Below are 15,033 nucleotides of genomic sequence, written 5' to 3'. Positions count from 1 at the left end.
GGCCATGGACCTCACCATTCACGCCAGCTTCCTGCCGCACGACGACCCGGACGCCGCCCTGGCGTTCTACCGCGACACCCTCGGCTTCGAAGCCCGCAACGACGTCGGCTACGAGGGCATGCGCTGGATCACGGTCGGCCCCGCCGGCCAGCCCGGCACCAACATCGTGCTGCACCCGCCGGCCGCCGACCCGGGCGTCACCGACGACGAGCGCCGCACCATCACCGAGATGATGGCCAAGGGCACCTACGCCAGCATCGTCCTGGCGACCACCGACGTCGACGCCGTCTTCGACCGGCTGCAGGCGGGCGACGCCGAAGTGGTGCAGGAGCCGGTGGACCAGCCCTACGGCGTCCGCGACTGCGCCTTCCGCGACCCCGCGGGCAACATGGTCCGCATCCAGCAGCTCAAGGGCCAGTAGACCCACTAGTGCCCACATCCCCCGCGCCGCACCCGAGAGGGTCCGGCGCGGGGACGAGAACCTCCGAGCGCGGCAGCCCCGCCCGACAGATGGAGCCAGCATGAGCAAGGCCACGACGACGGACAGACGGTCGCCCGGGCCGCACCTCGCCGACAGCCATGACGTGATCCGCGTGCACGGCGCGCGCGAGAACAACCTCAAGGACGTCAGCATCGAGATCCCCAAGCGCCGGCTGACGGTCTTCACCGGTGTCTCCGGCTCGGGCAAGAGCTCCCTGGTGTTCGACACGATCGCGGCGGAGTCGCAGCGGCTGATCAACGAGACCTACAGCGCCTTCCTCCAGGGCTTCATGCCCAACCGGGCCCGGCCCGAGGTCGACGTGCTGGACGGCCTGACCACCGCGATCGCCGTCGACCAGCAGCGCATGGGCCGTGATCCCCGCTCCACGGTCGGCACCGCCACCGACGCCAACGCCATGCTGCGCATCCTCTTCAGCCGGCTCGCCGAGCCGCACATCGGCCCGCCCAGCGCGTACTCCTTCAACACCGCCTCCGTCAGCGCGTCCGGCGGCATCCGGGTCGACCGCGGCGCCGAGAAGACCAAGACGGTCAAGGCGACCTTCTCCCGCACCGGCGGCATGTGCACCCGCTGCGAGGGCCGAGGCAAGGTCTCCGACATCGACCTCACCCAGCTCTACGACGACTCCAAGTCGATCGCCGAGGGCGCCTTCACCATCCCCGGCTGGAAGTCCGACAACGTCTGGACCGTCGGCCTCTACGCCCAGTCCGGCTTCCTCGACCCGAACAAGCCGATCCGCCGGTTCACCAAGAAGGAGATGCAGGACTTCCTGTACGGCGAACCGACCAAGGTCAAGGTCAACGGCGTCAACCTCACGTACGAGGGCCTGATCCCCAAGATCCAGAAGTCGTTCCTGTCCAAGGACAAGGAGGCGATGCAGCCGCACATCCGGGCGTTCGTGGAGCGGGCGGTCACCTTCACCACCTGCCCCGAGTGCGACGGCACCCGGCTGGCCGAGGCGGCGCGCACGTCCAGGATCGGCAAGGTCAGCATCGCCGATGCCTGCGCCATGGAGATCAGGGACCTCGCCGAATGGGTGCGGAGCCTGGACGAGCCGTCGGTGGCGCCCCTGCTCACCGCGCTGCAGGGCACCCTAGACTCGTTCGTGGAGATCGGCCTGGGCTACCTCTCCCTGGACCGGCCGGCGGGCACGCTCTCCGGTGGCGAGGCGCAGCGCGTGAAGATGATCCGCCACCTCGGCTCCTCCCTCACGGACGTCACCTACGTCTTCGACGAGCCCACCATCGGCCTGCACCCGCACGACATCCAGCGGATGAACGACCTGCTGCTGCGGCTGCGGGACAAGGGCAACACCGTCCTGGTCGTGGAGCACAAGCCGGAGGCGATCGCGATCGCCGACCACGTCGTCGACCTGGGCCCCGGCGCCGGGACGGCCGGCGGCACCGTCTGCTTCGAGGGCACGGTCGAGGGGCTGCGGGCCGCCGACACCGTCACCGGCCGGCACCTCGACGACCGGGCGAGGCTCAAGGAGACGGTCCGCGAGGCGACCGGCGTGCTGGAGATCCGGGGCGCCTCGGCCAACAACCTGCGCGACGTCGACGTCGACATCCCCCTCGGGGTGCTCACCGTGGTCACCGGCGTGGCCGGCTCGGGCAAGAGCTCGCTCCTGCACGGCTCGATCCCGTCCGACGCGGGCGTGATCTCCGTGGACCAGAGCCCCATCAAGGGCTCGCGGCGCAGCAACCCGGCTACGTACACCGGGCTCCTCGACCCGATCCGCAAGGCCTTCGCCAAGGTCAACGGCGTGAAGCCGGCCCTGTTCAGTGCCAACTCCGAGGGCGCCTGCCCCACCTGCAACGGCGCCGGGGTCATCTACGTGGACCTGGGCATGATGGCCGGCGTCGACACGCCCTGCGAGGACTGCGAGGGCAAGCGGTTCCAGGCCTCCGTGCTGGAGTACCACCTCGGCGGCCGCGACATCAGCGAGGTGCTCGCGATGTCGGTGACCGAGGCCGAGGAGTTCTTCGGCGCCGGCGAGGCCCGTACGCCGGCCGCGCACCGGATCCTGGAGCGGCTCGCCGACGTCGGCCTCGGCTACCTCACCCTCGGCCAGCCGCTCACCACGCTGTCCGGCGGCGAGCGGCAGCGGCTGAAGCTGGCCACGCACATGGCCGACAAGGGCGGCGTCTACGTCCTCGACGAGCCGACGACCGGCCTGCACCTCGCGGACGTGGAGCAGCTGCTCGGTCTGCTCGACCGGCTCGTCGACTCCGGCAAGTCCGTGATCGTGATCGAGCACCACCAGGCGGTCATGGCGCACGCCGACTGGATCATCGACCTCGGCCCCGGAGCCGGCCACGACGGCGGCCGAGTCGTCTTCGAGGGCACCCCGACCGACCTGGTCGCGACCCGCTCAACGCTGACGGGACAGCACCTGGCGACTTACGTGGGCGCCTGACGGGGCGACTACGGCGGCTGCTTCAGGGGGGCGGGGCCGGGGGCGTCCCGCCGGGAGCATCCCGCGGGGGGCATCCGCCGGGGAGCATCCTGCAGGGGGCACCCCGGGGGGATACGCCGCGGGCATCCCGCGGGGGTGTCCCGCCGGGCCGTTCGAAGCCCCGGTCCGGCCGCCCGGACCCCGACTGCCGGGCTCCCGGCCGTCCGGCTCCCGGCCCGGCCATCCGGCTCCCGGCCATCCGGCCGCCCGGCTCTGGGCCACCCGGCCGCCAAGCATCGGGCCACCCGGCCACCCGGCCGCCAAGCCCCGGGCCGCCCGGCCGCCCGACCCTCGACCGCCCGGCCCTGGGCCATCCCGCCACCCGGCCACCCAGCCACCTGGCCCCCGGCCCTGGGCGGCCGTCGTGGCGCGGGTGGCCCGGGGCGTCGGGTCGGTCGAAGGCCGGGAGCGTCGGGTCGGCCGAACGGACGTCTTCGGGGGGCGGCTCGGGTCGCTCACGTTCAGGCTGGTGGCATGGCGTCCGTGAAACCCGTCGTGGTCTACCCGCCCGCCGCGGACGGCGGCCGGCGGGTCCGTGTGGACGACCAGTTCCTCGGCATCGCCTACGGGCTGCTGGACGTCGCCGAGTTCCTGCGGCGCGCGGGGATCGAGGACGCCGACGAGGCGTACGTGGCGGCCTCGGGGCTGATCGAGTGGCGCGGCGGCGGCCCGGACAGCTGGGGCGACGACTCTACGGGCGACCTCGCGTGAACGCGTCGTTCGCCCGGTCGTACGCGCCCGCGTGACCCCGGAGCGGGTCCGGCCGTTGTGCCCGGCATGAAGAAGCGCAGCATGCTCGCCATCGCCTCCCTCGCCACCGGCTTCGTCGTCGCGGCGGTCACCCCGTCCCACGCCCTCACGGAGAACCTGGGCACCCTCAGCGTGGACGACACCCTCAAGACGCTCGACGAGACCGTCGCCAAGGACAGCCTGTCCCTGGACCGGGAGGACGGCAGCGAGAAGAACGAGAAGGGCTGACGAACGGCCCGGCCAGGGCCCACGGCGCCGGCGCTCCCGCACCCGGGGGCGCCGGCGCCGTCGTCATGCGCCCTCAACTGGGGCTGGTTTCCGTGGCAGGGTGGAGCGGGCAAGCCTCAGGGGGCCAACAGAAGAGGGGGACCTGTGACCGTCGTCTGGATCAACGGCGCGTTCGGTGCGGGGAAGACCACCACCGCACAGGAACTGATCGAACTGATCCCGAACAGCACGCTCTTCGACCCCGAGGTCATCGGCGGAGCGCTCCGGCACCTGCTGCCGCCGAAACACCTCGCCGAGGTCGGCGACTTCCAGGACCTGCCGATCTGGCGCCGGCTCGTGATCGACACCGCCGCCGCGATGCTCGCCGAGCTCGGCGGGACCCTCGTGGTCCCCATGACCCTGCTGCGCCAGGAGTACCGCGACGAGATCTTCGGCGGACTGGCCGCGCGCAGGATCGCCGTCAGCCACATCCTGCTGGCTCCGGCCGAAACGATCCTGCGGGAGCGCATAGCGGGCCGTGAGGTGCCGCCCGACCTGCCCGACGGCGAGATGCGAATACGCCGGTGGTCCTTCGACCACATCGAGCCCTACCGCGCCGCCCTCGCCTCCTGGCTCACCGCCGACGCCCACCCCGTAGACACCAGCCACCTCACGCCGTACCAGGCCGCCGCCTGCATCGCCGAGGCCCTGAACAACGGCTCCGTGCCCGTCTGCGACATCGTCCAGACGCCCGAGCCCACCGCCGAGACACTCGCCGCCGGTGTGCTCCTCTTCGACGAACAGGACCGCGTGCTCCTCGTCGACCCCACCTACAAGGCCGGCTGGGAATTCCCCGGCGGCGTGGTCGAGCCCGGTGAGGCACCCGCCCGCGCCGGGATGCGCGAGGTCGCCGAGGAGACCGGCATCCGCCTCGACGAGGTGCCCGCCCTGCTCGTCGTCGACTGGGAACGCCCCGTGCCCCCCGCCTTCGGCGGACTGCGCCTGCTCTTCGACGGCGGCCGGCTCGACTCCGCCGAGGCCGGAGAGCTGCTGCTGCCCGGCCCGGAGCTGCGCGGCTGGCGGTTCGTCACCGAGGAGGAGGCCGCCGACCTGCTGCCGCCCGTGCGCTACGAGCGGCTGCGCTGGGCCCTGCGGGCACGCGAACGCGGAGCGGCTTTCTACCTGGAGGCCGGAGTCCCGGTCGGCTGACCCTCGTGTCCCGCGCCCTTTACCCGGCCCGGGGGATTCCGAGGGAAAAGCAAGAGAAAACGCCGCAGGAGCCACTCCTAAGCAATTCCCAAGGAATTCCCCGTACTTCCTCACGCGACGGGTAATCACCGTCCCCGCTCACGCCAACACTCCTCCAGGACCGCAAACAATCCCTTTTCCGGCCCCTGCGCGGCTTGACCGGACTCGCGCCGCATTGCGAAAGTCCGCAGAGTCTCACGGCGGAAGTTTCCACCGCCACCCCAATTTCCTTGCCCCAGGGGCAGATCCGGGATGTCCGTACGATGACCACGCAACACCAGCCGGTCGACAGCGGTGGCACCACCGCGCTGCCGACCGCGCCGTCGACGCCAGACCCCAGAGCCGGCGGCCCGCTCGTCGCCGGCCGCTCACCGGCCCGGATGGCCTGGCAGCGCATCAGGCGGGACAAGGCCACGCTGACCGCCCTGGCGGCCACGCTCCTGTTCATCGCCGTCGCCCTGCTCGCGCCGGTCCTCACCGCGGTGTCCGGCTGGGGACCGATCACCCCCGACAACAGGGCCATCAACCCGGACACGGGCAACTTCCCCTACGGCTCCCTGGGCGGCATCAGCGCCCGGCACCTGCTCGGCGTCGAACCGGGCACGGGCTACGACCTGTTCGCCCGGGTCGTCTACGGCCTGCGCACCTCGCTGTACGTGGGACTCGCCTCCGCCGTGCTGTCCACCGCCGTGGGAGTCGTGGCCGGTCTCGCGGCTGGCTACTTCGGCGGCTGGGTCGACTCGCTGCTGTCGCGGGTCATGGACGTCATGCTGGCGTTCCCGCAGCTGCTGTTCATCATCGCCCTCACCCCGGTGATCCAGAACGCCCTGCAGACCGACAGCCACGGCGGTACCGACGAGAACCTCCGCCTGCTCGTGCTGGTCCTCAACATCGCCGTCTTCGCCTGGGCGTACACCGCCCGTCTGGTGCGCGGACAGGTACTGTCCCTGCGCGAGCGGGAGTTCGTCGACGCGGCCCGGCTGATGAGCGCGGGGCGGCGGCACATCCTGTTCCGGCAGCTGCTGCCCAACCTGTGGGCGCCGATCCTGATCTCCTTCGCGCTCGCCGTCCCGCAGAACATCACCACCGAGGCGGCCCTGTCGTACCTGGGCGTCGGCGTCATCCCGCCTCACCCCGACTGGGGATCCCTGCTGTCGGACGCCTCCCAGTTCTTCCTCCAGGACCCGATGTACCTCTTCGTGCCCGGCGTCCTGCTCCTGCTGCTGGTCCTGGCGCTCAACCTCCTCGGGGACGGCGTCCGGGACGCCCTGGATCCCCGCGCCCGGCGCGGCTGACAAGCCACCCCCTGCGTTTCGGCCCGGCGGTCCCACCCACAGTCGCCGGCCTGTACCGAGAACGGAGTTTCCTCAATGACGCGCACCCCGCGCACCCCGCGCAGATCGCGTACGGCCGCTCTCACGGCCTCCGCCGTGCTGATCGCCCTGGGAGCCACCGCATGCGGAGGCTCCTCCGGCACCGGTGGCAGTGGCGGCACCGGCGCCCCCGGCAAGGGCGGCACCCTGACCGTCCTGGACAAGGCGGACTTCGACCACCTCGACCCCCAGCGCGTCTACACGACCGAGGGTTCCAGCATGGACGAGGAGATCGTCCGCACCCTCACCGGCTGGGACGAGACGGGCTCCGCCCCGAAGCTGGTCGGCGACCTCGCCACCGACACCGGAACACCCTCCCGGGGCGCCACCGTCTGGACCTTCCACCTCCGGCACGGCGTCAAGTACCAGGACGGCACCGAGGTCACCGCACCCGACGTCAAGTACGGCGTCGAGCGGTTCTTCTCCTCCGACATCAACGGCGGCCCGCCCTACGCCGCCCAGTGGCTCGTCGGCGGCGCCGGCTACAAGGGCCCGTACCAGGGCAAGGAGCTCGGCTCCATCGCGACGCCGGACAAGTACACGATCGTCTTCCACCTGAACCAGCCGGTGGCCGACTTCAACGAGACGACCGCAATGCCGGGCTGGTCCGCCGTGCCCAAGGCCCACGACACCGGGTCCACGTACGACACCAAGGTCTGGTCCGACGGGCCGTACATGATCAAGTCGTACGCCAAGAACAAGGAACTCGTCCTCACCCGCAACACCCACTGGTCGCAGTCGACCGACCCGATCCGGCAGCAGAACGTCGACGAGATGGACGTGAGGTTCGGCCAGGACGAGTCGGCCATCGACCAGCAGATCAAGGCCGACGTCGGCACCGCCCGGACGTCGGTCCAGCAGTGGCCGATCGCGGGCTCCGACCTGGCTCAGCTCGCCAACGACCCGGCCCTGAAAAGCCGTTACTACAAGATCCCCGCGCCCGGCATCAACTACCTCGCCATCAACACCACCCGCGTGAAGGACCTGAAGGTCCGCCAGGCGATCGAGTACGCCATCGACAAGACCACGGTCCGCGGCGCCTTCGGCGGCTCGGCCTACGGCGACTACGCCACGACGATGCTGAGCCCCGGCATCGGCGGCTACCGCAGGTTCAACCTGTACAGCGCCAACCCGGCCGGCAACCTCGCCCGGGCCAGGGCCCTGATTAAGCAGGCCGGAAACCCCCGGCCGACCCTGTCCATCGCCGTGGAGAACACCCCCACCCAGGAGCACTTCGCCGACGCCGTGAAGACCTCGCTGGAGCGCATCGGCATCCACGTCAACATCTCCCCGATCGACGCGGCCAACTACTTCAGCACCGTCGACAACACCAAGAACCAGTACGACCTGACCTGGGGCGACTGGATCGCCGACTGGCCGAACGCCTCCACGGTGCTGCCCACCCTCTTCGACGGGCGGCTCATCAAGCACAACCCCCAGGCCAACCAGGACCTGTCCTACCTGAACGACCCCAAGGTCGACGCGCTGATCGACCAGGCCGCCAGGATGACCGACGTCGAGCAGCGCAACGCCGCCTACGGGCGGATGGACCAGCAGATCCTCAAGGACGCCGCGGTGGTCCCGCTGATGTACATGAACTTCAGCGACATGTCCGGCTCCGGGGTCGGCGGCATCATCCCCGACACGATCCTTGCCGAGCCGAGTCTGGTCCACGTCTACGTCAAGCACTGACGGACGCCCCTCCTTCGCCTCCCTCCTTCGCTCCCCTCATGGGCCCCTCTTGGCCCCTCTTGGCCCCCCTTGGCCCCCCTTGGCCCCCCGCCGGCGGCCCCGGCCGCCGGCGGGCCTGCCCCTCACGTCAGGTCCCGGCACCCCATGTTTCGTTACCTCGTCAGACGCCTCCTGGCAGTGGCCCTGATCATGCTGGTGATCACCACGATCACCTTCTTCATCTTCTTCGCGCTGCCGTCCGACCCCGCACTCCTGGCCTGCGGCAAGACCTGCTCCCCGTCCCGCCTCGCGGAGATCAAGCACTCGCTGGGCCTGGACCAGAGCTACTCGACGCAGTACTGGGAGTTCCTCAAGGGGCTGCTCGCCGGCCGCGACTTCGGCGACCAGAGCGTCCGCATCCACTGCGGGGCACCCTGCCTCGGCGTCTCCTTCCAGACCGACACCCCCGTCCTGACCACCCTGCTGTCCGACTTCCCCGCCGACCTCTCCCTCGGTCTCGGCGCCGCCGTGGCCTTCCTGGTCCTCGGCGTCGGCCTCGGCACCGTCGCGGCGGTGCGCCGGGGCAGGGCGGCGGACAAGGCGGCGGTCGGACTGGCCCTGTTCGGCGTGTCGGTGCAGATCTACTTCATCGGCCTGCTCCTGCTGTACCTCTTCGTCGACAAATTCCAGATACTGCCGGCCTCCGGCTACACCCCGATCACCGAGGACCCGGCCGGCTGGTTCCAGGGGCTGATCCTGCCGTGGACCACCCTGGTCATCGTCTACCTCGCCATGTACACCCGGCTCACCCGCTCCTCCATGCTGGAGGTCCTCGCCGAGGACTACCTGCGCACCGCCCGCGCCAAGGGCCTGCCCGCCACCACCGTGGTCCTCAAACACGGCCTGCGCGCCGCCATCACGCCCGTCATCACCATCTTCGGCATGGACGTCGGCTCCCTGATCGGCGGCTCCGCCGTCATCACCGAGTCGGTGTTCGGCATCAACGGCATCGGCAAGCTCGCGGTCGACTCCGTACAGAACTCCGACCTGCCCGTCATCCTCGGCACCACGCTCTTCGCCGCGACGTTCGTCGTCCTCGCCAACGTCGTCGTCGACCTGGTGTACGGCCTCGTCGACCCGCGTGTGCGCCTCGCCTGAGCCCTTCCCTCGTCCTTAGGAACACCCGTGTCCGTTCAGACCCCACCGCATCCCGCCGGCCTCGCGCCCGCGCCGGCGCCCTTCCTCGACGTACGCGACCTGCGGGTGCACTTCCCGACCGAGGACGGCCTCGTCAGGTCCGTCGACGGTGTCTCCTTCACCCTGGAGAAGGGCCGCACCCTCGGCATCGTCGGCGAGTCCGGCTCCGGCAAGTCGGTGACGTCGCTGGCCCTGCTCGGACTGCACAAGGGCACCCGCGCCCAGGTCAGCGGCGAGATCCGGCTGGAGGGCAGGGACCTCGTCGCCCTGCCCGAGGCCGAGATGCGCGCACTGCGCGGCCGCACCGTCTCCATGATCTTCCAGGACCCGCTGTCCGCGCTGCACCCCTTCTTCACCGTCGGCTCCCAGATCGCCGAGGCCTACCGGGTGCACCACAAGGTCTCCAAGAAGGAGGCCCGGGACCGCGCGGTGGAGATGCTGAAGCGGGTCGGCATCCCGCAGCCCGAGCGCCGGGCCGGCGACTACCCCCACCAGTTCTCCGGGGGCATGCGCCAGCGCGCCATGATCGCCATGTCCCTGGTCTGCGACCCCGCCCTGCTCATCGCCGACGAACCCACCACCGCCCTGGACGTCACCGTCCAGGCGCAGATCCTCGATCTCATCGGCGATCTGCAGGAGGAGTTCGGCTCCGCCGTCGTCATCATCACCCACGACCTCGGTGTCGTCTCCGACGTCGCCGACGACATCCTGGTGATGTACGGCGGCCGCCGCATCGAGTACGGCAGCACCCGCGACGTCCTCAAGAACCCCCAGCACCCGTACACCTGGGGCCTGTTGCGGTCGATGCCGCACCTCACCGGCGACGTCGGCGAACGGCTCGACCCGATCCCCGGCAGCCCGCCCAGCCTGATCCACCTGCCCGGCGGCTGCGCCTTCCACCCGCGCTGCGCCTACAAGGGCTGGGTCCCGGACGGGCGCTGCACCCGGGAGCGGCCCGAACTGCGCCTCCTCTCCGGCAGCGCACGGCACCTCGCCGCCTGCCATCTCACCGACGAGGCCAAACAGGAGATCCGCGGCGGCACCGGCCCGGACGACCACGCCGCGACCGCACGGACCGCGCGGTGACGGCGCCGGACGAAGCGGTGACGGCGCCGAACGCAGCGGTGACGGCGCCGGACGAAAGTGAGCAAGCCGTGAGCACGACCCAGCCCGCGACCGGGCGCCCCACCGACCGCACGACCGACCGCACCACCGACCGCCCCGCCGGGGAGAGCCTCCTCCAAGTGCGCGGCCTGCAGAAGCACTTCGCCCTGCGGCAGGGCATCGTCTTCCAGCGTCGGATCGGGGCCGTCCGCGCCGTCGACGGCATCGACTTCTCCGTCGGTCCCGGCGAGTCCCTCGGCCTGGTCGGCGAGTCCGGATGCGGCAAGTCCACCACCGGCCGCCTCATCACCCGCCTGCTCGAACCCACCGGCGGCTCCGTCGTGTTCGACGGCGAGGACATCACGCACCGGCCGCCCGCACGCATGCGGGAAGCCCGCCGCAACCTCCAGATGATCTTCCAGGACCCCTACTCCTCGCTGAACCCCCGGCACACCGTCGGCACCATCATCGAGACGCCGATGCGGCTCAACGGCATCAACCCGCCCCAGGGGCACAGGAAACGCGTCCAGGAACTGCTGGAGACGGTCGGCCTCAGCCCCGAGCACTACAACCGCTATCCCGACGAATTCTCCGGCGGCCAGCGCCAGCGCATCGGCATCGCCCGGGCCCTGGCGCTGCGGCCCAAGCTGATCGTCGCCGACGAACCCGTCTCCGCGCTGGACGTCTCCATCCAGGCCCAGGTCGTCAACCTGCTCCAGGACCTGCAGCGGGAGTTCGGCATCGCCTTCGTCTTCATCGCCCACGACCTCGCCGTCGTACGGCACTTCTCCGAACGCGTCGCCGTGATGTACCTCGGCAAGATCGTCGAGATCGCCGGCCGGGAGTCCCTCTACACCCGCCCCCGGCACCCCTACACCCACGCCCTGCTGTCCGCCGTCCCCGAGGCCGACCCGGACGCCACCGAGCGGCGCGAGCGCATCCGGCTGGCCGGGGACGTGCCCTCGCCCATCGACCCGCCCTCCGGCTGCCGTTTCCGTACCCGCTGCTGGAAGGCCAAGGACCGGTGCGCCACCGAGGAGCCGCCGCTCGCCCGCGTGGCGGGCAGCCCCGCCGGGCACCTCACCGCCTGCCACTTCCCCGAGGAGCCGACGGTCGCGGCGCGCGGCGAGGACATCGTCCTGGATCCGGCACTCGGCTAGCCCACCTGTCCCGGGGCCAACTGTCCCGGGGCCGCCCGTCCCGGGGCCGCGCCCGCGTTCATGGGACGACGTGGAGAAGGCCCCCGTCCGTGGACGAGGGCCTTCCGCCGGGAGCGGAGCCGTCAGCTCGCCGCGTAGTTGCGCAGGAACAGCGCCTCGGCCACCGACAGCCGCTCCAGCTCCTCGGGCGACACGCTCTCGTTCACCGCGTGGATCTGCGCCTCCGGCTCGCTCAGCCCGATGAGCAGGATCTCCGCCTGCGGGTAGAGGGCCGCCAGGGTGTTGCACAGCGGAATGGAGCCGCCCTGACCGGCGTACTGCATCTCCTGACCCGGGTACGCCACCGCCATCGCGTCGGCCATCGCCTGGTACGCCGGGCTGGTGGTGTCGGCGCGGAAGGCCTGGCCCTGGCCGATCTGCTCGGTGCTCACCCGGGCGCCCCACGGCGTGTGCGCCTCCAGGTGAGCCTGGAGCAGCTTGGTCGCCTCGGCAGCGTCCACGCCCGGCGGCACCCGCAGGCTGACCAGCGCGCGGGCGCTCGCCTGCACCGACGGGGTGGCGCCGACCACGGGCGGGCAGTCGATGCCGAGCACCGTCACGGCCGGCCGCGCCCAGATGCGGTCGGCGACCGTACCCGACCCGATCAGCTCCACGCCGTCCAGCACCTTGGCGTCCTGCCGGAACTGCTCCTCGTCGTACTGCAGCCCGTCCCACGACGCGTCCGACGTCAGTCCGTCGACGGTCGTAGAGCCGTCCTCGGCGCGCAGTGAGTCCAGCGCGCGGATCAGCGCGCCCAGCGCGTCGGGCGCGGCCCCGCCGAACTGCCCCGAGTGCAGATTGCCCGCGAGGGTGTCCACGCTCACCCGCACCAGCGTCATGCCCCGCAGGGTGGAGGTGACGGTCGGCAGGCCGACCCGGAAGTTGCCCGCGTCACCGATGACGATCGTGTCGGCCTCCAGCAGCTCCGGGTGCTCCTCGGCGTACCGCTCCAGGCCGCCCGTGCCCATCTCCTCCGAGCCCTCGGCGATCACCTTCACATGCACCGGGACGCCGCCGTTCGCCTTCAGCGCGCGCAGCGCCAGCAGGTGCATGATCACACCGCCCTTGCAGTCGGCGGCCCCCCGCCCGTACCAGCGGCCGTCCCGCTCGGTCAGTTCGAACGGCGGGGTCGTCCAGCCGGCCTCGTCCAGCGGCGGCTGCACGTCGTAGTGCGCGTAGAGCAGCACGGTCCGCGCTCCGGCCGGGCCGGGCAGGTAGCCGTAGACCGACTGCGTGCCGTCCGGGGTGTCGAGCAGCGCCACGTCCTCGAAGCCCTCGGCGGTGAGCGCGTCCGCGATCCAGCGCGCGGCGCCCTCGCTCTCGCTGCGCGGGAACTGGTCGAAGTCCGCCACCGACCGGAAGGCCACCAGTTCGGCGAGCTCCTCCTTCGCCCGGGGCATCAGCGAGGCGACGGTCCCGGCGACCGGATGCGACGACATGGGCACGCTCCTTGTGGGTGCGACGTTGTAGCGATGAGTGCTGTAGATCCTCCCACAGCGGTCTGTGACCAGGTCCGCCGTAGGATGCGGGAGACAGCAGCAGCGGGCGGCTTGATCGGGAGCAGTAGACCATCGTGAGCAGCGAGAACTCTTCGGCGGACGACGTGCGGCAGGTGTGGGACGTCGTCGTGGTGGGCGCGGGACCCGCGGGCGCATCGGCCGCGTACGCGGCGGCGGTCGCCGGGAGACGCGTGCTGTTGCTGGAGAAGGCCGAGCTGCCGCGGTACAAGACGTGCGGCGGCGGCATCATCGGCCCCTCGCGCGACGCGCTGCCGCCCGGCTTCGAGCTGCCGCTCAAGGACCGGGTGCACGCGGTGACGTTCTCGAACAACGGCCGCTTCACGCGCACACGGCGGTCCCGGCAGATGCTGTTCGGGCTGATCAACCGGCCCGAGTTCGACCAGCAGCTCGTCGAGCACGCGCAGAAGGCCGGCGCCGAGCTGCGTACGGGGGTCACGGTCCAGCGGGTCGAGCAGCACGGCTCGGCCGTGCCGGACCGGCGCACGGTCGCGGTCGTCCTCCAGGGCGGCGAGGTCGTCCTGGCGCGGGCCGTGGTCGGGGCCGACGGCAGCGCCAGCCGCATAGGGGCCCACGTCGGGGTCAAGGTCGACCAGGTGGATCTCGGCCTGGAGGCGGAGATCCCGGTACCGGACACGGTCGCCGAGGACTGGAAGGGACGGGTGCTGATCGACTGGGGCCCGATGCCCGGCAGTTACGGCTGGGTCTTCCCCAAGGGCGACACGCTGACGGTCGGGGTGATCTCGGCGCGCGGCGAAGGAGCCGCGACCAAGCGGTACTTGGAGGAGTTCATCGGACGGCTCGGCCTCGCCGGCTTCGAACCGAGCATCTCCTCCGGACACTTGACCCGCTGCCGGGCCGAGGATTCGCCGCTCTCCCGCGGACGGGTGCTGGTGTGCGGTGACGCGGCGGGGCTGCTGGAGCCGTGGACCCGCGAGGGCATCTCCTTCGCGCTGCGCTCCGGACGCCTGGCGGGGGAGTGGGCGGTGCGCATCGCCGAGGCGCACGACGCCGTGGACACGCGCCGGCAGGCCTTGAACTACGCCTTCGCGGTCAAGGCCGGGCTCGGCGTCGAGATGAGCGTCGGCAAGCGGATGCTGACGGTGTTCGAGCGTCGTCCCGGGCTGTTCCACGCCGTCCTGACGGGTTTCCGCCCGGCCTGGAAGGCGTTCAAGGAGATCACCCAGGGGTCGACGTCCCTGGGCGAGCTGATCCGCACGCATCCGCTGGCGCAGCGGGCCCTGACCGCGATGGACCGCCGTCCGGCGGCGGCCGGCGAGGTCAGCGCGCCGGAGTGATCTCGAAGACCGGGTGGTCGGGGGCGATCCGGCGCAGCTCGGTCTCCGGAGAGTCGGGGCCGACGCCGTTGAAGAACACCCCGACCTCGGCCTTCCAGCGCTTGAGGTAGGCGCGCAGGATCGGCGCCTTGTCGGCGTCGGGCACCTCGGTCGCGGTGAACGGGTCCACGCTCTTGCCGAGGTGCAGTTCGCCGCCGCCCGCGGCGCGCATGTTGTGCGTCCACTGGACGTGTCCGCGGGGCGCGACGAGGTACCGCCGGCCGTCCAGGGTCAGCACGTTGACCGGGGTGGTGCGCCACTGGCCGCTCTTACGGCCGCGGACGGCGAGGACCCGGGAGCCCCAGACGCTGATGCCGCGGCGGGTGAGCCAGGCGACCAGGCGGTTGAAGACGTTGACCGTGAACCAGCCGGGCTTCTTCACGTGTGCGGACATCGGGTCCCCCTGGGTGTGATGGGAGCGGTGATCTCTTTTGGGAGCACTGCTCTCGATCGGTTGGTGCCAGTCTGCATGA

13 protein-coding genes are annotated in these 15,033 nt (G+C 71.2%); 11 read left to right on the top strand and 2 right to left on the bottom strand.

Annotated features, from left to right (window positions below; all coding sequences use genetic code 11):
• Nucleotides 1–4 precede the first annotated feature (4 nt).
• The 10 genes from CHR28_RS04345 (at nt 5) to CHR28_RS04300 (ending at nt 11,667) form a co-directional block, all read left to right on the top strand.
• The gene (locus CHR28_RS04345; RefSeq protein WP_094052151.1) at nt 5–421 is read left to right on the top strand and encodes a VOC family protein; all 417 of its coding nucleotides are present in this window, start codon (nt 5–7) and stop codon (nt 419–421) included.
• A gap of 100 nt (nt 422–521) precedes the next feature.
• Nucleotides 522–2,918: an ATP-binding cassette domain-containing protein gene (locus CHR28_RS04340; RefSeq protein WP_094052081.1), complete on the top strand. Its 2,397-nt coding sequence runs from the start codon at nt 522–524 to the stop codon at nt 2,916–2,918.
• A 513-nt stretch (nt 2,919–3,431) separates the two neighbouring features.
• The gene (locus CHR28_RS04335; protein ID WP_094052080.1) at nt 3,432–3,668 is read left to right on the top strand and encodes a hypothetical protein; all 237 of its coding nucleotides are present in this window, start codon (nt 3,432–3,434) and stop codon (nt 3,666–3,668) included.
• A 66-nt stretch (nt 3,669–3,734) separates the two neighbouring features.
• Nucleotides 3,735–3,935, top strand: coding sequence for a hypothetical protein (locus tag CHR28_RS04330; RefSeq protein ID WP_094052079.1), 201 nt, complete (start codon nt 3,735–3,737; stop codon nt 3,933–3,935).
• A gap of 144 nt (nt 3,936–4,079) precedes the next feature.
• Nucleotides 4,080–5,123 (top strand): NUDIX hydrolase, encoded by a 1,044-nt coding sequence (locus CHR28_RS04325; protein WP_094052078.1) that lies wholly within the window; start codon nt 4,080–4,082, stop codon nt 5,121–5,123.
• 302 nt (nt 5,124–5,425) lie between these two features.
• Nucleotides 5,426–6,457, top strand: coding sequence for an ABC transporter permease (locus CHR28_RS04320; RefSeq protein ID WP_094052077.1), 1,032 nt, complete (start codon nt 5,426–5,428; stop codon nt 6,455–6,457).
• A 75-nt stretch (nt 6,458–6,532) separates the two neighbouring features.
• Nucleotides 6,533–8,227, top strand: a complete 1,695-nt coding sequence (locus CHR28_RS04315; RefSeq protein ID WP_094052076.1) for an ABC transporter substrate-binding protein — start codon at nt 6,533–6,535, stop codon at nt 8,225–8,227.
• A gap of 144 nt (nt 8,228–8,371) precedes the next feature.
• Nucleotides 8,372–9,364: an ABC transporter permease gene (locus CHR28_RS04310; protein WP_094052075.1), complete on the top strand. Its 993-nt coding sequence runs from the start codon at nt 8,372–8,374 to the stop codon at nt 9,362–9,364.
• 27 nt (nt 9,365–9,391) lie between these two features.
• A complete protein-coding gene (locus CHR28_RS04305) occupies nt 9,392–10,489 on the top strand; it encodes an ABC transporter ATP-binding protein (RefSeq protein WP_094052074.1) in 1,098 nt (365 codons plus the stop codon).
• A gap of 68 nt (nt 10,490–10,557) precedes the next feature.
• Entirely contained in the window at nt 10,558–11,667 is a 1,110-nt protein-coding gene (locus CHR28_RS04300) for an ABC transporter ATP-binding protein (RefSeq protein ID WP_373453321.1), read from the top strand.
• A 122-nt stretch (nt 11,668–11,789) separates the two neighbouring features.
• Here CHR28_RS04300 and CHR28_RS04295 read toward each other — a convergent pair whose 3' ends face one another.
• The gene (locus CHR28_RS04295) at nt 11,790–13,145 is read right to left on the bottom strand and encodes a dipeptidase (RefSeq protein WP_094052073.1); all 1,356 of its coding nucleotides are present in this window, start codon (nt 13,143–13,145) and stop codon (nt 11,790–11,792) included.
• A gap of 134 nt (nt 13,146–13,279) precedes the next feature.
• Here CHR28_RS04295 and CHR28_RS04290 point away from each other — a divergent pair, with 134 nt between their 5' ends.
• Nucleotides 13,280–14,521, top strand: coding sequence for a geranylgeranyl reductase family protein (locus CHR28_RS04290; protein WP_094052072.1), 1,242 nt, complete (start codon nt 13,280–13,282; stop codon nt 14,519–14,521).
• Here the strand turns inward: CHR28_RS04290 and CHR28_RS04285 are convergent.
• The gene (locus CHR28_RS04285) at nt 14,505–14,954 is read right to left on the bottom strand and encodes a nitroreductase family deazaflavin-dependent oxidoreductase (protein ID WP_094052071.1); all 450 of its coding nucleotides are present in this window, start codon (nt 14,952–14,954) and stop codon (nt 14,505–14,507) included. The genes CHR28_RS04290 and CHR28_RS04285 overlap by 17 nt on opposite strands.
• Between the last annotated feature and the right edge of the window lie 79 nt (nt 14,955–15,033).

It is taken from the genome of Streptomyces sp. XY006 (assembly GCF_002237655.1).
Taxonomy (GTDB): domain Bacteria; phylum Actinomycetota; class Actinomycetes; order Streptomycetales; family Streptomycetaceae; genus Streptomyces; species Streptomyces levis.
The sequence above is the reverse complement of the archived record's forward strand: the minus strand, read 5'-3'. Positions and strand labels throughout refer to the sequence as shown.

Bases quoted from the DNA above. Each gene is read 5' to 3' on its own strand.
- CHR28_RS04340 (WP_094052081.1), top strand. From the start codon at position 522: ATGAGCAAGGCCACGACGACGGACAGACGGTCGCCCGGGCCGCACCTC.
- CHR28_RS04285 (WP_094052071.1), bottom strand. From the start codon at position 14,954: ATGTCCGCACACGTGAAGAAGCCCGGCTGGTTCACGGTCAACGTCTTC.
- CHR28_RS04335 (WP_094052080.1), top strand. From the start codon at position 3,432: ATGGCGTCCGTGAAACCCGTCGTGGTCTACCCGCCCGCCGCGGACGGC.
- CHR28_RS04345 (WP_094052151.1), top strand. From the start codon at position 5: ATGGACCTCACCATTCACGCCAGCTTCCTGCCGCACGACGACCCGGAC.
- CHR28_RS04315 (WP_094052076.1), top strand. From the start codon at position 6,533: ATGACGCGCACCCCGCGCACCCCGCGCAGATCGCGTACGGCCGCTCTC.
- CHR28_RS04310 (WP_094052075.1), top strand. From the start codon at position 8,372: ATGTTTCGTTACCTCGTCAGACGCCTCCTGGCAGTGGCCCTGATCATG.
- CHR28_RS04295 (WP_094052073.1), bottom strand. From the start codon at position 13,145: ATGTCGTCGCATCCGGTCGCCGGGACCGTCGCCTCGCTGATGCCCCGG.
- CHR28_RS04330 (WP_094052079.1), top strand. From the start codon at position 3,735: ATGAAGAAGCGCAGCATGCTCGCCATCGCCTCCCTCGCCACCGGCTTC.
- CHR28_RS04320 (WP_094052077.1), top strand. From the start codon at position 5,426: ATGACCACGCAACACCAGCCGGTCGACAGCGGTGGCACCACCGCGCTG.